Genomic DNA, 18820 nt, shown 5'->3' on the forward strand with positions numbered 1-18820 from the left:
GTGAACCGAGCCGATGCGTCGGCGTCGACCCTGCTCGGCGTGCCGCGCTGGATCATGGTCCTGGCCGCCCTCGGTGCCCTACTCCTGCTGCTGCCCCTCGCCGGCATGGCGGCCACGGTGGAGTGGGCCCAGCTGCCCGCGCTGGTCACCTCGCCGTCGGCGCTGGCCGCGCTCGGCCTGAGCCTGCGCACCGCGGTGGCGAGCACCGCGCTCTGCGTGCTGCTCGGCGTGCCCATGGCCCTGGTCCTGGCGCGCACCCGGTTTCCCGGCCAGCGGGTGGTACGTGCACTGGTCCTGCTGCCCCTGGTGCTGCCGCCCGTGGTGGGCGGGCTGGCGCTGCTGGCCACCTTCGGTCGGCGCGGCCTGCTCGGTGAGACCTTCGGGGTACTCGGCATCCAGATCGCCTTCAGCACCACGGCCGTCGTGCTCGCGCAGACGTTCGTGGCGCTGCCCTTCCTGGTGCTCAGTGTGGAAGCCACCCTGCGGGCCTCCGGCGCCCGGTTCGAGGCCGTCGCCGCGACGCTCGGGGCCCGGCCCGGCACTGTATTCCGCCGGGTGACCGTGCCGCTCGTGCTGCCCGGTCTGCTGTCCGGTGCCGTCCTGGCCTTCGCGAGGGCGCTGGGTGAATTCGGCGCGACGCTCACCTTCGCCGGCAGTCTGGAGGGCGTCACCCGTACCCTGCCGCTGGAGATCTACCTGCAGCGGGAGACCGACCCGGATGCCGCCGTCGCACTGGCGCTGGTCCTGGTGGCCGTGGCGGTCATCGTGATGGTGGGTACCCACCGGCCGGCGGCGCTGCGGTGAGCGGGACGGATCCCGGCCAGACCGGAAGAATGCCGGCCGGACACCTGCCGGCCGGACACCTGCCGGCCGGACCCCCGCCCGCCCGACACGGCTCGTCCGGCCAGGCCGGATCGAGCGACAGCGGCCTGGTCTTTTCCGCCGTACTCGGCCAGCGCGACCTCGACGTGCACTTCGAGGTGGCTGCCGGGGAGACCGTGGCATTGCTGGGCTCCAACGGCGCCGGCAAGTCCACCGTGGTGCAGGTCATCGCGGGGCTGCTCCGCCCCGACCGCGGCCGAGCGACGCTGGCCGGCCGGGTGCTGTTCGACGTGGATGCGGGTGTCGCCCCCGGCGCCGGCCCCGCCGATACGGCCGGACCGGGCACCGCCTCCACCGGCTCGGAAAGGGAGATCCGGCGCCGCACCTGGCTGCCGCCGCACGCCCGCGGCACGGCCCTCCTCGCCCAGGAACCGCTGCTGTTCCCGCACCTCTCGGTGCGCGACAACGTCGCCTTCGGGCCGCGTAGCGCCGGCGCCGGTCGCGCGGCCTCCCGGGTCATCGCCGACGACTGGCTCGCCCAGGCCGAGGTCGCCGACCTCGCCGGCCGTCGTCCCGCCGAACTCTCCGGCGGGCAGGCGCAACGGGTGGCGGTGGCGCGGGCGCTGGCCGCGCATCCGTCGTTGTTGCTGCTCGACGAGCCGATGACGGCGCTCGACGTCGCCGCCGTTCCGGCCCAGCGGATGCTCCTGCACCGGGTGCTGCGGGAGCGCACGGTGCTGCTGGTCACCCACGACCCGCTCGACGCGCTGGCGCTGGCCGATCGGGTGGTGGTGTTGGAGAGCGGTCGGATCGTGGAACAGGGGCGAACGAGGGAGGTCTTCGCTCGGCCGCGAACGGAATTCACGCGGGCGCTCACCTTCGGGCTCGACCTCGGGCGGTGATACGGGTGAGATCGTAGGCGCGTTGGGCGCATCGGAGCGAGCGGCGGCGGTTCGCGCGGACCTCGGGTGACTACTCCATGGAGTCACCGTCCCACGAGTTGCCAGTTGACGCCCGCTGCGGCCCGGGAGGGGGCGCGAACTGTCATCTCGCGTGGAGCCGATCCCGGGAGTTGCCAGTTGGGGCCCCTTGCGGCCCTGAGAGGGGGCGCGAAGTGTCATTTCGTGTGGAGCGGTCCCGTGGAACCAGTCCCCGAGATGCCGCAAGGTGCCCCTTCCGCGCCTCCAAAGGGGCCATCGCCACAAGTCAGCGTGGGTGGCTCCCACGAGATCGCTCAAACTGTCCCTTCAGGGCAGCGCATGGGGCACTGTGGCGCGACTCACGGTTGGGCTCCGTCGCTACCTTGAAGCGCGGTGTGCCCGGGCGTATCGTGCCTCGGAGGAACCGGCGGGCCCGGCAGGGTCGGTCACACGGAAGGGGCTGTCATGGGTCATCTCGTGGTGCAGCAATTCGTCACCGCCGACGGGTTCGCGGCGAACCTCGACAATGAATTCACGGCCTACGAATTGCTCGAGGGCGGCACCGCTGAGTTCGACCGCAGTCAGGTGGAGTGGCTGGCGGGCGTGGACGCCATGGTCCTGGGGGCCAATACCTACCGCATCTTCGTCGGCTACTGGCCGACCCCGGCGGCGGCCGGCGAGATCATCGCCGAACCGCTGAACGGGCTGCGCCGGCACGTGTTCTCCCTCACGCTCAGCCACGCGCCTTGGGGAGACCTGCCAGCGGCGACCGTGGAGTCCGGTGACGCCGTCGAGGCGATCCGCCGGATCAAGGCGGAGAACGAGGGTCTCGTCGTGCTCTGGGGCAGCCTGGCTCTGAGCCGGGTCTTCTTCGCGGCCGGTGAAGTGGATGAGGTGCGGCTCGTGGTCCTGCCCGTCGTCATCGGCGCCGGAATCGGGGTCTTCCCGCCGGAGTCTCCTGCCACGGTGCTCGACCTGCGGGGGACGCGGGGCTTTGACGGCGGTCTCGTGGAGTTGCACTACGCCCTGCGTGCCGCGCCGGAATGGTGACTCGTCGCCTGCCGCACCGATGCCCGTCGGTGCGTCGTAAGCTGGCTGGACCGGGCGCAACGCGCCAGGCTCGACAGGGAGAGCAGTGACGATGCAGGTGCAGGTCCGCTATTTCGCCGCCGCCAAGGCGGCCACCGGTGTGGCCGAGGAAACCCGCGAGTTGCCGGACGGGGCCACCATCGGAGGCTTCCTGGACGACCTGGGCAGCACCTCGCCCGCCGTCTTCGCCCGGTGCTCGTTCATCGTCAACGGCACCGCCACGACCGATCGGGCCAGAGTGCTCGGCGACGGCGACCTCCTGGACGTTCTGCCCCCGTTCGCCGGCGGCTGAGCCACGCCCGTCAGGGCGTGACGACCGGGAAATCGGGATCCGGCTGCTCCAGGAGCGCGAACAGCCTGGCCAGCACGCTCGCATCGCCGGTCATGTCCACGCCACTGAACGACCCGGTCTCCACACCCTGAACCAGCCGTGCCCGGCTGATCCGCACGCTGAGGTCGGCCGCGCGCGGCGTCTTCACCGGGTAGTGGATCAGCGCCCCATGGCTCAACTCGAGCCGGTAGAGGTCCCGCGTGTCCGTGATCACCCAGTTGATGGCGAAATCCTCGTTCCAGGCCCGCGGGCCCACCACGCGGATGGCGAGGGTGTCGAAGAGCTGGGTCACGGTGAGGACCGAGAGCAGGCCGGCGGCGGACACATCCGTGCGCCCGACACCGTACCGAAGCTCGGTGGCGCCGGTGAGGTAGGCGTTGCGCCAGGTGGCATTCTCGGCGCCAAGGCCCAGCCGTTCCAGTCCCGTCGCCAGGAGTTCCCTGGCCGCCGGGTCGCCGGGATCGGCGAACACCGCATGGCTGGCAAGCTCCACCGCGAAACGCAGGTCACCGGTGTCGAGGTAGCGCCGCGCGTGCTCGAGTGCGGCCGCGACCCCGCCCATCACGTCGACGTACCGGGTGGCGGCCGCGGCCGGGGGATGCTGCCAGAGGTGGGCGGGGTTGCCGTCGTACCAGCCCAGGTAGCGTTGGTAGATCGCCTTCACGTTGTGGCTCACCGACCCGTAGTAGCCGCGGGCATGCCAGCGGGCGGCGAGTTTGGGCGGCACCTCGAAGTTCTCCGCGATCTCGCTGCCGATCAGGCCCTGGTTCATCAGCCGCACCGTCTGGTCGTGCAGGTAGGCGTACAGGTCGCGCTGCTCGGTCATGAAGGTGAGAATCGCCGCTGTGCCCCAGGTGGGCCAGTGGTGCGACGCGAATTCCACATCCGACCGGTGGCCGAACAGCTCCATCGCCTCGCCGAGGTAGCGTGACCACATCCGCGGGTCGCGCACCTGGGCGCCCCGCAGGGTCAGCAGGTTGTGCATGGTGTGGGTGGCGTTCTCGGCCAGGCAGAGCGCACGCTGGCGGGGGAAGTACAGATTCATCTCCGACGGGCACTCGGTGCCCGGGGTGAGCTGGAAAATGATCCGGACCCCGTCCAGCACTTCCTCCTGCCCGGTTCGGGTGATGGTGAGGGTGGGCGCGACCAGCCCGACGGTGCCGGTCGAGGCGCCGGCGCCGAGCCCGATGCCGACCCGGCCGGTGGCGCTGCGGGCGAGCGGATGGCCGTCGTAGTAGTAACCGCGCCGGAACATGGCCGTTCCGGCATACACGTTCTCCGACACGGCGTTGTCGAGGAAGTGCTCGGGAGCCACGACCGGGATACCGCTGTCCGGCTCGACCACCCCGAGCACACCGCCGAAGTGGTCGACATGCGCGTGCGTGTAGATCAGGCCGGTCACCGGGCGGTCGCCGCGGTGCCGGCGGTACAGCGCCAGCGCAGCGGCAGCGGTCTCGGCGGAGATGAGGGGGTCGACGACGATGACGCCGGTGTCGCCCTCGACGAGGGTCAGATTGGACAGGTCGAAGCCGCGCACCTGGTAGATGCCCGTCGTCACCTCGTACAGGCCGTGCCTGGCCGTCAGCGCGCTCTGCCGCCACAGGCTGTCGTCCACGTTCTCCGAGCCGTCGGCCGCCAGGAACGCGAGAGAGTCCATCTCCCAGACCACCCGGCCGTCATCGGCGTGGATGACCATCGGGTCGATGGTGCCCAGGAAGCCCCGGTCGACGGCGTCCGGACGCCCGCCGGAGCGGTTGCCGGGTGTTCCCCGGACACCCTGTCCGCTCGTGCTGCCGCTCGTGCTGCCGCTCCGTGTGCTGCCGCTCCGTGAACCGCCTTCGCGCGTGCCATCGACCATGATGACCCCCTCTGGGTTGCCGGGAGGCCCAATGGCGCCCGTTGGGCACACCATAACCGGCCGGACACCCGGCAACCACCCCTCGGCATCCGCCGGTGCGGATCGGCAGCCCGCCGGTTCGGGTGCGGTCTGGTCAGCGCGCGGTCAGGTCAATACCGCGGCTTGCCCGGTTCGATGCGGCGCACCCAGTCGTCGACGCCGCCGGCCAGGTGGGTGACGTCCGGCCAGCCGTGGTCGCGCAGCACATCGCGGGCGTACTCGGAGCGGACGCCGTGGTGGCAATACAGGATGACCCGGTCGCCGGGCTCCAACACAGCGCGGGCCTGGTCGGTGAGCAGCTGCGCCATCGGCACCAGCGCCGACCCGTCGATCGCCACGAGGTCACGTTCCCAGGGCTCCCGGATGTCGACGAGCACGAAATCGGCCGTGCCCGCCCGGCGGTCGGCGAGAAGCGCCGCAAGTTCGGCCGGACTGACCTCGTTCGGCGCGGCCACGGTGGCGTCCCGGTGGCCGTCGGGGCGCTCGGGCGCCGGTTCTGGCGCGGGCGGCGCTGGAATGGCACGGGCACCGGCGGCGGTCGCGCCGGCAGCAGCAGGGCCGGCCGAGGCATCCGCCGCCGACGCGGCGCCGTAGGGCACCTCGCGCCAGGACGCGTCGAGGCCGTCGTGCACCAGCAGCCGGCCGAACAGGGGTTCGCCGAACCCCACGATCAGCTTGAGGGTCTCCGAGGCCATCATCGCGCCCACGGTGGCGCACACCGAGCCGAGCACTCCGGCCATGGCGCAGGTCTCGGCCTCGTCGGCGCCGGGAGTGCTCGGAAAGAGGTCGGCCAGGCAGGTGCCGCCACCGGGGGCGTCGACCCAGAACGTGGTGACCAGGCCGTCGAAGCGCAGCACCGAACCCCAGACATACGGCTTGTGTTGCAGCGCCGCGGCGTCGTGAGCCAGGTGGCGGGCGGCGAAGTTGTCGGTGCCGTCCACGATGATGTCGTAGCCGGCGACCAGCGCGTCGACGGTGTCCGCGGTCAGGCGTAGCTGGTGGGCCACCACCTCGATGAGCGGGTTGCGCTCCCGCAGTGCGGCGGCGGCGGCGTCGGCCTTCGGCGTGCTCAGGTCGGCCATGGTGTAGATCGTCTGCCGGTGCAGGTTGGAGACCTCGACGCTGTCGGAATCGACGATGCCGATGGTGCCCACGCCGGCGGCGGCCAGCGCCGTAAGCACGGGGGATCCCAGCCCGCCCGCGCCGACCATCAACACCCGGGCGGCCGCCAGGCGCCGCTGGCCGAGGTCGCCGACCTGGGTCAGCGAGATCTGGCGGGCGTAGCGCTGGCGTTCGGCCGGTGTGAGCGGCGGCCCGGGGGACACGAGGGGATCATGCGGCATGGCGGCCCTTTCTGCTGCATCCAGCCTAGGCCTGCCGGCGGAAAGGGCAGCCCGCCGCCTACCGCCACCCCCTGCCGTCATCCCGCCGTCGTCATCCTGCCCTCATCCACTGCCGCGGCCCAGCCGGTGGCGGTACCCTGAAGTATGACGTTTGTCGCCCCACACCCCGCCACCGCACGTGACTCGACGGCACTCGAGCAGACCTTGAGCACCGACGAGGTGCTCCGCATCCGCAACGACTTCCCGGTGCTGCACCAGCTGGTCAACGGGCATCCGCTGGCCTACCTCGACTCCGGCGCGACGTCGCAGAACCCGATCAGCGTGATGGAAGCCGAGCAGGAGTACTACGAGCAGCGGAACGCCGCCGTGCACCGCGGCGCGCACACCCTGGCGTTCGCCGCCACCGAGGTGTTCGAGGCCGCCCGCGCCACCGTCGCGGCGTTCGTCGGTGCGCGGGAGAACGAGATCGTCTGGACCTCCAACGCCACCGAAGGTGTGAACCTGGTGGCGTACTCGTTCTCCAACGCCTCCCTCGGGCTCGGCGACGCGGCATCCGCCCGGTTCAGGCTGAGCGCCGGCGACGAGATCGTCGTCACGGAGATGGAGCACCACTCCAACCTCATTCCGTGGCAGCAGTTGGCCCTCCGCACCGGCGCCACGCTGCGCTTCATCCCGGTCCTGCCGGACGGCACCCTCGACCTCACCGCCGCAGCGGACATCCTCAATCCGCGCACCCGGCTGCTGGCCGTGACCCACGCCTCCAACGTGGTGGGCACCATCAACCCCATCGACGACCTGGTGGCCCTGGCGCACGCCGTCGACGCGCTCGTGTTCCTGGACGCCTGCCAGTCGGCACCGCACCTGGCCCTCGACCTCGCCGCGCTCGATGTCGACTTCGCCGTGTTCTCCGGGCACAAGATGCTCGGCCCCACCGGCATCGGCGTGCTCTACGGCAAGGCCGACCTGCTGGCCGACATGCCGCCGTTCCTCACCGGCGGGTCGATGATCACCACCGTGGACATGGAGAAGGCCGAGTTCCTCGCCCCGCCGCAGCGCTTCGAGGCCGGCACCCAGCGGATCTCCCAGGCCATCGCCCTGGCGAGCGCGGTCGACTACCTCAGCCACACCGGGATGGGCCGCATCCGCGCCCGCGAAGCCGAACTCGGCAGCCGACTCGTCGAGGGCGTCAGCGCCATCCCGGGAGTGCGCCTGCTCGGTCCCGGCGTCGGCGTGGAGCGGATCGGCCTGGCCGCGGTGGATGTGGCCGGCGTGCACGCGCACGACGTGGGCCAGTTCCTCGACGAAGCCGGCATCGCCGTGCGCGTCGGGCACCACTGCGCCCAGCCGCTGCACAAGAAGCTCGGCGTCACCGCGTCCACCCGCGCCAGCACCTACCTGTACACGACCGACGACGAGGTCGACCAGTTCCTGGCCGTGCTCGCCGAGGTCGCCCCGTTCTTCGGAGTCGCCCGATGACCTCCTCCGCCATGCAACAGCTGTACCAGCAGATCATCCTCGACCACGCCAAGTCCGCACACGGCGCCGTTGCCGAACTGCCGGCAATTTCCGCCGACGCGGCCACGACCGCCACGGTCGACGGTGTGCGGCTGGCCCAGTCGCACCAGGTGAACACCACCTGCGGTGACGAGGTCACCGTTCGCGTGGGCCTGACCGGCACCGGAGCGGATGCCCAGGTCGACGAGTTCGCCTGGTGCGGCGCCGGCTGCTCCATCTCGATGGCGTCGGCCTCGGTGCTGAACGACACCGTGCGCGGCACCAGCGTGGCCGAGTCCGAGGCCATGCTCGACCTGTTCCGGGAGATGCTGCGCTCCCGCGGCACCATCGAACCCGACGAAGAGGTGCTCGGCGACGCCGCCGCGTTCGCCGGCGTGTCCAAGTACCCGGCCCGGGTCAAGTGCGCAATGCTGCCCTGGGTCGCCTTCGAGGCCGCCCTGCTCCAGCTGCGCTGACCCGGTACCTGACCCCCCAAGCCCGCCCAGGGTCAGGCCTGGGAGACGGCGATCCGGTCGCGTAGGGCACTGGTGGCGGGCAGGTGGGGCAGGTGCTCCGCACCATCGAGGGCGTTGGCGACAGCCGGGCGGATGTCCACCGCCGGCCAGATCTCGCGCAGTCCCCGTTCGAAGCGCGCGGCGATCTCCGGGGCCCGCAGCACCCCGCCGATCCCGCAGATCACCGGGGAGCCCCGATCGGCCTGGCCCACCCGGCGCAGTCCCGTCGCGGCCGACAGGACCAGCTCGGCCGCCGCACCGTCGCAGATGGCGGCGGCCACCGCATCCGTGCCGGCCAGTTCGGTGACCCGGCGGGAGTACGCGGCGATGCGGCTCACCCGCAGCGGGTCGGCCTGCAGGTCGAGGTACGCCATGTCGAGGTCGGGGAACTCCACCAGCATGGGCTCGCTCAGCTTTGTCGCCGGCCCCCGGCCGTCGTACGCGCGCATCACGGCGTCCAGGGCCGCCCGGCCGATCCAGTACGCGCTGCCCGCGTCGCCGAGCAGGTTGCCCCAGCCGTCGATGCGCGCCACCGCTGTGGCTCCCACGGCCAGGGTGACCACGCCGGTTCCCGACGCCACGACCACGCCGAGCTCATCACCCAGCGCACCCAGGTAGCTGGTGACGGAGTCGTGCGCCAGGAACACCTCTTTGACCCCGTGCGGCGCCCCGAGAGCCAGTAGTTCGTCGGGGTCGGTCTCGTCCTTGGAGAATCCCGAGATGCCGGCGCTGACGGTGGCGATCCTCTGCCGCGTCGACGCCGCGACCCGGGCCACGACCGCACCGAGCTGCGGCACCAGCGCGCTGTCGGTGCGGATGCCACCGAACTCGAACGGCACCGATTCCCCGGTCTCGGTGTGCAGGAGCGCCCGGATGCCGGTTTGCCCGGCGTCGATCGTGAGCGAGCGGGGGGTGGCGCGCGTCGACGAGGGTGGGGTCACGGCCGCACCAGTTGGTTCGTGCTGCGCAACACGCCCGCACCCGAGAAGGCGGCGGGGTCGACGTCGAGCACGGAAGTCACGGTGAAGACTGTACTCTCGCCCGGCAGCAGGGTGACGAGCATGTCGTCCACGAGCGCGTCGGGGTCGACCTTGTCCACCAGCAGCGCCAGGTCGCGGGTAAGGGTGTCGACGGTGACGCGCACCGTGTAGCCGGACTCGGTGCGTTCGACGTGCAGCTGGGGGTTCCCGACGGTCAGGCTGGAATCGCGGGGCTCGGTGAAGAACCAGTGGGCGCGCACCCCGGCCAGCTCGGCGCGCAGCAGCTCGCCGGCCGCATCCGTCGTGTCGGCCAGAACCGCCGGCAGCGCGACCGTGACGGTGTCGCGGGCGGCGAGGCGAACCTGCTCAACGTGCTCGGCCAGGACCTCGCCTGAGAGGTCGTACCGGCGCACGGTGAGTTGGCCCGCCCAGGCTTCGGCGGCGTCGTTCACGGCAATGACGGCCAGGCCGTCGTCGTGCGGCTGGATGGTGACCAGCCGGTCGGCGTAGGCGTGCTTGATAGCGTAGAGCAGCGGCTTCGGCCGGCCGTAGCCGTCCACGGCGGCCCAGGAGGTGACCGGCCAGCAGTCGTTGAGCTGCCAGACGATGCTGCCCATGCAGTGCGGGCTGAGCGAACGGAAGTGCTCGACCGCGGTGCTGATGGCGGTGGCCTGGTTGAGCGACATGGCCCAGTGCCAGTCGTCGATGTCGTCGGGCAGCGGCAGGTGTGGGATCAAGCCGTCGGTGAGCTTGACGTTGCCCTCCGCGGCCTTCTGGTGCACGAGCATGCCGGGGGACTCCGGCGTCAGCGGGGCGTCGTGGATCGACTCGGTGAGGGTCGACCAGGTGGGCGGCCCCTGCCAGCCGAACTCGGCCACGAAGCGTGGTTGGTACTCGCGGTAGGCGGGATAGTCGCGCTGGTTCCAGAGGTCCCAGATGTGCATGGTGCCGTGCTCGGGGTCGTTCGGGTAGCGGTCGGTCCGCAGCGCGCCGCCCTCGCCGGGCGAGAACGGGCTGCCCGGGGTGTAGCCGATGTGCGGGGCGAGCTCGGCGACGATGGCCGGGAAGGTCTCGTAGTAGTACCCGGCGCCCCAGGTCTTGCCGTCCAGGCGCAGCTTCCAGTTCCACTCTTCGTGGCCCCAGATGTTCTCGTTGTTGCCGTTGAGCACCACCAGGGACGGATGCGCGGCGAGCCGGGCCACGTTCTCCCTCGCCTCGGCGACGATCTCGCCGGCCAGCGGGTCTTCCTCGGCGTAGGCGGCGCAGGCCAGCAGGAAGTCCTGCCAGGTGAGCAGCCCCCGCTCATCGCAGAGGTCGTAGAAGTCCTCGGTTTCGAAGATGCCGCCGCCCCAGACCCGGATCAGGTTGATGTTCGCGAACGCGGCCTGGTCGAGCCGGTCACTGTATCGGTCCTTGGTGACGCGGTGCAGGAAGGCGTCGTCGGGAATCCAGTTGGCGCCGCGCACGAAGACCGGGGTGCCGTTGACGACGATGGTGAACGGGGTGCCGGCGGCGTCCGGGGTGGTGTCCAGTTCCACGGTTCGGAAGCCGATGCGGGTGGTGGAGCGGTCCAGCTCGGTGCCGCCGTCGTGCAGGGTGACCTCGAGGTCGTAGAGCGGGTGCTCGCCGTAGCCGATGGGCCACCACAGGTCCACGTCGGGCACGGTCAGGCTCACGGTGGCGGTCGTGGCCCCTGCGGCGAGCTCGACCGTGCTGCTGACTCCGGCGACGGATGCGGTGAGCTGCAGCGGCGCATCCGTTGCCCGGGCCACATCGACGTGCACCTCGACCAGACCGGTGCTGCCGGGTGTCGTGCCGGTGCCTGCGCCGACGGTGGCGACCGGGCGCACGGTGCCGAGCCGCGCGGTCGACCAGCTCAGCAGGGTCACGGGCTTCCAGAGGCCGGAGGTGGTGGTGTCGATGCCCCAGTCCCAGCCGAAGCTGCAGGCCATCTTGCGGAGCGCGTTGAACGGGTGGTGGTTGACGTGGGGGCGGTAGCCGAGGCTCAGGCTGGCGGCATCCGCCTCGCGCACGGGGGAGCGGAACACCACCACGAGCTCGTTGAGGCCGGCCTTGAGGCGGGAGGTCACATCGAAGGTGTAGCTGCGGTGCATGTTGCGCGTGGCGCCGATGCGCACCCCGTTCAGGTCGATCTCGGCAACGGTGTCCAGGCCCCCGAAGGCCAGCTCGACCCGGTCGGCACCGGCCGGGTTCCAGACGAAGGTGCTGCTGTAGCGCCAGTCGGTCAGCCCGATCCAGGAGAGCAGCTTTTCGTTGCCGTCCAGGTACGGGTCCGGGATGAGGCCGGCGCTGAGCAGGTCGGTGTGCACGGAGCCCGGCACCGTTGCCGGCACGGTGATGCGCTGGACCGTGGGCGGTACCGGGCCCTCCAGCGCGGTGACGCTCCAGTCCGCGAGGACGCGGGAGGTTAGGGTGGCGGTGGCCGGGCGGGTGTCGATGGAGGCGGTTTCAGACATGGCAGTCCTGACATTGTTTGCACCGGCAATCCGGTCCGGCCAGACGGCTACGTCTCGCCAACGGATATTCCGGTGGTGCTGATGAAGGTTTGGATCGGGGCCGCAACAGCCGCCCCGCACGATGTTCACCCTTATGCTAGGCCCGGCTTTCCCGCATCCGCAAACGGGAAATGTCAGCGTTGTCCGAGTTTGTCCGGCGCCGGTCAGCCTTCCGAAACTAGCGGTTGACCAGCCAAGTCGCAGCGGCTAAGCGGGCGTGTGGGTTGCCAATGTCTCGAAAATGTCTTACGTTGTCATTGTGCCGCTCCCGCGGCCGCAGCGCCGTCGAGGAGTTCCATGACCACACAATCCCGGGCGACCCTGGCCGACGTCGCCAGGCTCGCCGGCGTGAGTTCCAAAACCGTGTCCCGGGTCTTCGCCGATGCCGGCAACGTATCGGTCGACACGCGGGAACGGGTGCTCGGTTCGGCCAAGCGGCTGCGCTTCCGCCCGAACAACCTGGCTCGGAACCTGCGCCGCGGCGGTGTGACGAACACCGTGGCGTTCGTGATCGGCGACCTTACCAACCCGTTCTACTTCACGGTGGCGGCCGGCATCGAACGCGAACTCGCCCTGCACGGCCTCACGATGGTGCTCGCCTCCACGGACGACTCACCCGACAGCGAGGAACGGGTGGTGGACGCGCTCCTGTCGCAACGGGTGCGGGCGTTGCTGTTGATCCCGATCGCCGAGGACCAGTCCTACCTCGACGGTGAACGCCAGCTGGGCACCCCGGTGGTGAGCGTGGACCGGCCGGCCCGCAACCTCATCGCCGACTCCGTGGTGCTGCAGAACCGGCTGGGGATGGCCGAGGCCGTGCGCTCGCTCACCGCGATCGGCCACCGCAAGATCGGCTTCATCAGCAACCCGTCCGGCATCTACACCCAGCGGGAACGCCTGGCCGGCTATCGCGAGGCCCTGCGCGAGGTGGGGGTGACCCACACCGGGCACTGGGAGCGCCTCGACGACGACCCGGCCGTCTCGGCCGAGCAGGCCGTGCAGAGCCTCCTCGCGCTGCCCGACCCGCCCACCGCGATCGTGGCGGGCAACAACCGGGGTAGCGCCGGCGCCGTGCGGGTGCTGCGCGACCAAGACCCGCCGGTGGCGTTCATCGGCTTCGACGACTTCGAGCTCGCCGACGCGCTGGGCATCTCGGTGGTGGCGTACGACCCGATCGAGCTCGGCCGCACGGCCGCGCGCCTGGCACTCGGCCACCTGGCCGAGCCGGATGCGTTCACGAAGCAGGTGGAGATCCCCACCCGGCTCATCCGGCGCGGTTCCGGCGAGATCCCGCCGCCGCGCTGACGTGTCCCCGCTGACTGTTCCCCGTTCGGACAATTGCGCCCGGCACACCGGGCACAATTGTCCGCATCGGCAACTGTTGCGCGCTAACCGACCGGCTGCCCGGCGAGCTGCCGCGCCAGCCAGGCAGCCTGGCGCACGAAATGGTGGCCCTGGCCGCCCTCGTGCTCGTTGAACGGGTACACCTCGATCTCGGCATCCGCTGCCCAGTGATTGTGCGCCGCGAACACGGTGGACGGCGGACAGATCGGGTCGAGCAGCGCCACCGAGAACAGCGCGGGTGCGTTGGTGCGCTTGGCGAAGTTGACGCCGTCGAAGTACGACAGGGTGGTGAAGGCCGGTTCGACCTGCTCGCGGTGCACTGACAGGTAGCGCACGACCTCCTGGTACGGGTCGGCGCCGGTCATGCCGACGGCGCGTTCGAAGTGGCAGAGGAAGGGCACCTCCGGCATCACCGCGACCAGGCCGTCCGAGAGCCCGGCGGCCGCGATGGCGAGGCCGCCGCCCTGGCTGGCGCCGCACACCGTCACCCGCCCGGGGTCGACCCGGTCCAGGGTGCGCACGGCGTCGATCGCGCGCACCGCGTCGGTGTAGACGCGCCGGTAGTAGTAGTCGTCGGGCGAGAGGATGCCGCGGGTCATGAAGCCGGAACCCGCCGGTGCACTGCCGTGCGGGTCTGCGGTGTCACCGCCGGAGCCCCAGCCGCTGCCCTGCCCGCGGGTGTCCATGAAGAGGTGGGCGTAACCGCTGGCCGCCCAGCCCAGGTGCTCGTGCGGCAGGCCGCGACCGCCGCCGTACCCGTTGTACTCGACCACGGTGGGAAGCCGCTCCGGCAGCGTCCCTGCCCGGTCGGCGGGCAGCAGGAACCAGGCCTTGACCGGGTCACCGCCGAATCCGTTGATCGTGACGTCGTAGACCTCCACCTCGCTCAGCGACGACTCCACCCTGGTGAGCACCGGGGCGGCCGGGAATTGCCGGGCCTCGGCGAGGGTCCGCTGCCAGAAGGCGTCGAAGTCGGCCGGCTCGGCGACATCGGGGCGGTACTGGCGCAATTCGGGAAGGGGCAGGTCTAACCGGGGCACGTGTGGCCTTTCGCGGGGAGGTACGCGGCGCCGACGCCGGCGCCACTACCGACTCTAGCGGCGCGCCCGCACTCGGCCGTCCTTACCCGGGCAGGTCGGCTACATCAGCCCGAGGGCGGCCAGCTCGGCGCGGATGGCGGGGGCGATGCGTTCCGCGTATGCCGGCGTCAGATGCACCGGGTCGTACGTGGTGGGAACGGTGCCGGCGAAGGCAGGGCAGATCCCGTCCGCGCAGCTGAAGGCGAGCGAGCTGATGACGTGGTCGCCGGTGGCGGTCACCGCCGACAGGGCGGCGGCGAAGGCCTGCCAGGTCGCACCGATGCCCACGTTGCAGTTCTGCGGGCTCGACACGTTCGAGTAGCACTGGCCGAGTTCCGCTCCGAGCGGGGGTGGCGCCAGATAGACGATCCGGCCCGGTGCGCCGTAGCCGGCCGTTTCCGCGACCGTCGACGCGACGATGTCCGCCACCGACAACGGGGTGCGATCGGACTCCTGGCCCTCGGCGAAGGCGTTGGCCACGACCACGACCTCTGGTGCGGCCTGAACGATCTGGGCGGCCACGTCGAGTTTCCGCTGCGGGCAGGCAGCCATCACGGCCGGATCCTCGTTGGCGACCAACGCAGCGGTGTACCGGCAGCCGTAGAGGCCCGCCGTGGTGATCTTCCACTGGCCGTCGCTCGCCTCGGCGATCGCCTTGAACGCCGGGGCATAGGAGAGCGCCTCGGAGTCGCCGACGAGGAACATCTGGTGGGACGCGTCGGAATCCCCCCACGTACAGCGCTCGAACGAGGGCGTGTCGCCCACGGTGAAGCAGTCGCGGGCCGGGTTGTCGTTCGACGATGCGGCGATGGCGTCGTTGAGGGAAGGATCGAGGTCGTCCGGCCAGGCGGTTGCGGCGGCGGCGGCGGCCAGGTCGGCCTGCAGCTGGACCTCGGGGTCCTCGTCCGTTGGCGCGTCGGACACGGGCGCGTCGGACACGGGCGCTGCGACGGGGAGGAGCGGCCGGTCCCGGAGTTGGAAAGAGACGGCGACGACCACCACGACCACGAAGGCGCCGAGCGCCGACATCAGGAACTGGGTGCTGAATCGCTCGCGCCAGGACCGCCAGGACAGCCGCCGCTCGGCGGTGGGATCGGTGCTGGCACCGGTTGCGGCCTGCCCGCGGCCGCGCAGCAACGGAGAGCGGTGCAGGGGTTGCTCAACGAGGTAGTACCCCACGACAGATACGGCCGCGATCGCGCCACAGATCAGCAGCGTCGACGACAGGGTCTGCTCGGGCATCAGCAGGGTCAGGAAGATGTAGACCGGGAAGTGCCAGAGGTACAGCGAGTACGAGATGTCACCGAGGTAGACGCTGACCCGGTTCGTCAGCGGGAGCAGGTGCTGCGCCGGCGCCTCGGTGCCGCCGATGATCACGAACGCCGTGGCCAGAACGGGCACGGCCGCCCAGGGTCCGGGGAAGGGCAGGTCCGGCGTCAGCAGGACGAAGGAGCCGACGATGCCGGCCAGCCCAGTCCAGGCGAGCAAGAGGCGCGCGGGACGCGGGATGCGGCCCAGAAGCGGCGCCACGACGGCGAGCAACGCACCCACGCCGAGCTCCCAGGCCCGGGACAGGGTGGAGAAGTAGGCGAGTGCCGGCTGCGTGGCCCCGGTCCAGAGGGCATAGCCGAACGACGCCACGACGACCACGCAGACCACCGCGGCGACCGCCCGCCGCCCGTGTCCGGGCGAGCGTGAGCCTCTGGCGGCGAGTAGCACCAGGATCGGCAGCGCCGGCCAGAACAGGTAGAACTGCTCCTCGACGGCGAGCGACCAGAAATGCTGCACCGCGGACGCCGCCGCCGTGGCGTCGAAGTCGTCCGTGCCGACCGCGGCGAACCGCCAGTTGGCCACGAACAGGAGCGACGCGAGGGCATCCCACAGTGTGGTGAGGGCCCTGGTCTGGTTGAACAGGGCCCAGGCGAGGGCGCAGGTGGCGAGCAGGACGACGACGGCGGACGGCAGGATGCGCCGGACCCGGTTCGCGTAGAAGGACCGCAGCGAGATCCGGCCGGTGGTCTCGTGCTCCCGGAGCAGGATCCCGGTGATGAGGAACCCCGAGACGACGAAGAAGATGTCGACGCCGGCGAAGCCACCGGTGGGTCAGGGAATCACGTGGTTGCCGATGACGGCCAGCACGGCAAAGGCACGCAGCCCCTGGATGTCCCGACGACGCACGGACGGCGGGCGCCGTGCGGGCGGTACTCGTGTGGACGGAGGTTCCACGGGAGGCGTCGCGGCCACAGCTGTCGGCGGCTTGCCCGGGGAGACGGTCGTGCGGGTCGTGACGGTCCGGACCGCGCCGGGCCGGGATGCGCCGGGCCGGGACGTTCCTGGTTGGGACGAGCCGGGCCGGGACGACCCTGTTTGGGACGAGCCGGGTCTGGAGGCCGCGGGTCGAGGCGGCGCAGGGCGGGTGGGGAGCCCCACCGGTCCGTCGGGTGCACCGGAGTCCGGTGTTGCGCCGATCTGTGGTGCCACTCGTCCCCCAGCTATGAATCCCTGCTGAGTCTAGACCGCGAGGCGACGGTGACCGGGTACGGTGTGGGCATGTCATTGGTGTGGGAAGAGGTCGTCGTCGACTGTCGCGACCCGAAGGTTCTGGGTCTGTGGTGGCGGGACGCGCTGAGCTAGGTCGTCGTGGGGGAGAGTGCCGACGAGGTGGAAATTGCGCCCGCGGAGGGTGCGCATCCGACGCTGTTGTTCGGCGTCGTGCCCGAGGAGAAGAGCGGCAAGAACCGCCTGCATCTCGACTTCGTGCCGGACGACCAGGCCGCCGAGGTGGAGCGCCTGCTCAGGATGGGAGCCACGCGTGCCGATGCCGGCCAGCACGACGTGCCGTGGGTAGTCCTCGCGGACCCCGAGGGCAACGAGTTCTGCGTCCTCGCCGCCCGGCCATCCTGACCCCAACCTGGCGGCACAACTGTGGCCCGTTCGGACAATTGCGCCCGGTGTGCGTTGGTTGCCAGGATGGTCGTGAGACACCTCTGGTTTCCAGTGCGGGGAATGGAGCGAATTATGAGTGACCCAACTATTGGCCTGACACAGTCGGGGCGGCGAGCGTTCCCGGTGGAGTACCGGCTGGAGTTCCTGCGGAAGTGGGACGCTGGCGTTCAGCGAGGCGCGAAAGTGCGGTTGCTGCGGGAGCATGCGCTGGCGGCCAGCACGGTGAAACGTTGGTTGGCTGCTCGTGCCAGTGGAGACTTGACGGCATCAATGGTCGCCAGAGCAGAAAGGTCGTCGCACCGAATGGAGAACCGAGACCGCGCCGAACTGGCCCGGCTACTGCGCGAGAACGAGGCGTTGAAGAAGAAAGTCGCGCAGTCCGAAGCGGCGCAGCAGATTTTGGGAAAAGCATTCGAGCTCTTGGAAGGGATCACCACGAGCTCGGACAACCCTCCGGAGATCCCGCCGATGTTGATGAGCGCCGACGAGTACGCCCAGTGGTTGAAGCAACACAGGCTCTCTTGACTGAGACGGTGGCCGCCCTGGAAGGCATCGGTGTTCCTGTTATTGGCAGCTGCCGGACCGTGGGGTTGGCCCGGTCAACGTACTACCGGCGCAGCCGGGGCTACCGGCACTACACGCCCGTGCCCCAGCCACTGCAGCAAGCCGATCGCACGCAGCCCGCGGCGCTCGACACTGACGAACGAGCCGCGGTAATCGACGTCCTCACCGACGAGAAATACGCGGACAAGTCCGTCGTGCAAACGTACTGGCGTGCTTTCGACGCCGGTGAAGTGCTCTGTTCCCAGCGCACGTTCTACCGGATCGCGAAAGCGGAGCGCCTCGTGGGCGACCAACGCCGAACCCGGTCACACGGCTTCAGTTCCTCGCGCACACCCGCCGCCGCGACACATGCGGTCGGTGACCTGTGGTCCTGGGACATCACTGAGCTACGCGGCCCGACCCGGTTGGACCGGTATTTCTTGTATCTGGCTATCGATGTGTTCTCTCGCTACCCGGTCGCGTGGTGCATCGACTACACCGAGTCCAAAGAGCGCGCCAAGACGTTATTCACCGACGCGATCAGCACCCACGGCGCCCCGAAAATCCTCCACTCCGACAATGGAGCCGTGATGCGCGCCGGCGAACTCGTCGACACCCTCACCAAGACCGGCGCTCTGATGTCCTACTCCCGGCCCCGCGTCAGCGACGATAACCCGTTCTCCGAGTCATTGTTCAAAACCATCAAATATGACCCAGCCTGCCCCGACCGGTTCGACAGTATCGACCACGCCCGCCAATGGACGCAGGACTTCCTCCACGGCTACGCCACCGAGCACCGCCACGGCGGACTCGGCCGGCACACCCCAGCATCCGTTCACGACGGCACTGCCGACCAGATCCGCCAGCACCGCCAAGACCGTCTCGACCAGTACTGGGCCGAGCACCCCGAACGCTTCAGACGGCGCCCGACCGCACCACAACACCCACTAAAAACCGGAATCAACACCCGCCTGCTGTCTCAGACAGGTTGACAACTTCCG

General features: G+C 70.3%; 15 protein-coding genes and 2 pseudogenes. 10 read left to right on the top strand and 7 right to left on the bottom strand.

Annotated elements, in window-relative coordinates; all coding sequences use genetic code 11:
* Positions 1 to 54 precede the first annotated feature (54 nt).
* From JWP54_RS14045 to JWP54_RS14060, 4 genes and pseudogenes are all read left to right on the top strand, one after another.
* Positions 55 to 804 carry an ABC transporter permease gene (locus JWP54_RS14045; protein WP_297373153.1) on the top strand — a complete coding sequence of 250 codons (750 nt, stop codon included), beginning with the start codon at positions 55 to 57 and terminating at the stop codon, positions 802 to 804.
* Between the two features lie 125 nt (positions 805 to 929).
* Positions 930 to 1715 (top strand): annotated as a pseudogene (locus JWP54_RS14050) (sulfate/molybdate ABC transporter ATP-binding protein); the annotation flags it as partial.
* Positions 1716 to 2207: 492 nt separating this feature from the next.
* Positions 2208 to 2792, top strand: a complete 585-nt coding sequence (locus JWP54_RS14055; protein WP_297373131.1) for a dihydrofolate reductase family protein — start codon at positions 2208 to 2210, stop codon at positions 2790 to 2792.
* A gap of 91 nt (positions 2793 to 2883) precedes the next feature.
* A complete protein-coding gene (locus tag JWP54_RS14060; protein WP_297373155.1) occupies positions 2884 to 3123 on the top strand; it encodes a MoaD/ThiS family protein in 240 nt (79 codons plus the stop codon).
* 10 nt (positions 3124 to 3133) lie between these two features.
* Here the strand turns inward: JWP54_RS14060 and JWP54_RS14065 are convergent, their stop codons facing one another.
* On the bottom strand, positions 3134 to 5020 hold the full coding sequence (locus JWP54_RS14065) for an alkyl sulfatase dimerization domain-containing protein (RefSeq protein ID WP_297373133.1): 1887 nt from the start codon (positions 5018 to 5020) through the stop codon (positions 3134 to 3136).
* A gap of 149 nt (positions 5021 to 5169) precedes the next feature.
* Positions 5170 to 6402 (bottom strand): ThiF family adenylyltransferase, encoded by a 1233-nt coding sequence (locus JWP54_RS14070; protein WP_297373135.1) that lies wholly within the window; start codon positions 6400 to 6402, stop codon positions 5170 to 5172.
* A gap of 144 nt (positions 6403 to 6546) precedes the next feature.
* Here JWP54_RS14070 and JWP54_RS14075 point away from each other — a divergent pair, with 144 nt between their 5' ends.
* Together JWP54_RS14075 and sufU are read left to right on the top strand one after the other, a co-directional pair.
* Positions 6547 to 7878, top strand: coding sequence for a SufS family cysteine desulfurase (locus JWP54_RS14075; protein ID WP_297373137.1), 1332 nt, complete (start codon positions 6547 to 6549; stop codon positions 7876 to 7878).
* The gene (gene sufU, locus JWP54_RS14080; RefSeq protein WP_297373139.1) at positions 7875 to 8372 is read left to right on the top strand and encodes a Fe-S cluster assembly sulfur transfer protein SufU; all 498 of its coding nucleotides are present in this window, start codon (positions 7875 to 7877) and stop codon (positions 8370 to 8372) included. The genes JWP54_RS14075 and sufU overlap by 4 nt, the downstream gene beginning before the upstream one ends.
* Before the next feature lie 32 nt (positions 8373 to 8404).
* On the opposite strand, the gene JWP54_RS14085 is transcribed toward sufU, so the two are convergent.
* Positions 8405 to 9352: an N-acetylglucosamine kinase gene (locus tag JWP54_RS14085; RefSeq protein WP_297373141.1), complete on the bottom strand. Its 948-nt coding sequence runs from the start codon at positions 9350 to 9352 to the stop codon at positions 8405 to 8407.
* Positions 9349 to 11868 (bottom strand): glycoside hydrolase family 2 protein, encoded by a 2520-nt coding sequence (locus JWP54_RS14090; RefSeq protein WP_297373143.1) that lies wholly within the window; start codon positions 11866 to 11868, stop codon positions 9349 to 9351. The genes JWP54_RS14085 and JWP54_RS14090 overlap by 4 nt, the downstream gene beginning before the upstream one ends.
* 336 nt (positions 11869 to 12204) lie before the next feature.
* Here JWP54_RS14090 and JWP54_RS14095 point away from each other — a divergent pair, with 336 nt between their 5' ends.
* Positions 12205 to 13212, top strand: a complete 1008-nt coding sequence (locus JWP54_RS14095) for a LacI family DNA-binding transcriptional regulator (protein ID WP_297373145.1) — start codon at positions 12205 to 12207, stop codon at positions 13210 to 13212.
* An 83-nt stretch (positions 13213 to 13295) separates the two neighbouring features.
* Here the strand turns inward: JWP54_RS14095 and JWP54_RS14100 are convergent, their stop codons facing one another.
* The 3 genes and pseudogenes from JWP54_RS14100 to JWP54_RS14110 form a co-directional block, all read right to left on the bottom strand.
* Positions 13296 to 14291, bottom strand: a complete 996-nt coding sequence (locus tag JWP54_RS14100; RefSeq protein WP_297373147.1) for an acetylxylan esterase — start codon at positions 14289 to 14291, stop codon at positions 13296 to 13298.
* 99 nt (positions 14292 to 14390) lie between these two features.
* Positions 14391 to 15359, bottom strand: a complete 969-nt coding sequence (locus JWP54_RS14105; protein ID WP_297373157.1) for an SGNH hydrolase domain-containing protein — start codon at positions 15357 to 15359, stop codon at positions 14391 to 14393.
* 159 nt (positions 15360 to 15518) lie between these two features.
* Positions 15519 to 16412 (bottom strand): annotated as a pseudogene (locus tag JWP54_RS14110) (acyltransferase family protein); the annotation flags it as partial.
* Between the two features lie 579 nt (positions 16413 to 16991).
* On the opposite strand from JWP54_RS14110, the gene JWP54_RS14115 reads away from it, so the two are divergent.
* The 3 genes from JWP54_RS14115 (at position 16992) to JWP54_RS14125 (ending at position 18811) form a co-directional block, all read left to right on the top strand.
* Positions 16992 to 17234: a VOC family protein gene (locus tag JWP54_RS14115; protein WP_367274232.1), complete on the top strand. Its 243-nt coding sequence runs from the start codon at positions 16992 to 16994 to the stop codon at positions 17232 to 17234.
* Positions 17235 to 17348: 114 nt separating this feature from the next.
* Positions 17349 to 17801, top strand: coding sequence for a hypothetical protein (locus JWP54_RS14120; RefSeq protein ID WP_297373149.1), 453 nt, complete (start codon positions 17349 to 17351; stop codon positions 17799 to 17801).
* Entirely contained in the window at positions 17798 to 18811 is a 1014-nt protein-coding gene (locus tag JWP54_RS14125; RefSeq protein ID WP_297373151.1) for a DDE-type integrase/transposase/recombinase, read from the top strand. The genes JWP54_RS14120 and JWP54_RS14125 overlap by 4 nt, the downstream gene beginning before the upstream one ends.
* Positions 18812 to 18820 lie beyond the last annotated feature (9 nt).

This window comes from Cryobacterium sp., assembly GCF_025463825.1.
In the GTDB taxonomy this organism is placed as follows: Bacteria; Actinomycetota; Actinomycetes; order Actinomycetales; family Microbacteriaceae; genus Cryobacterium.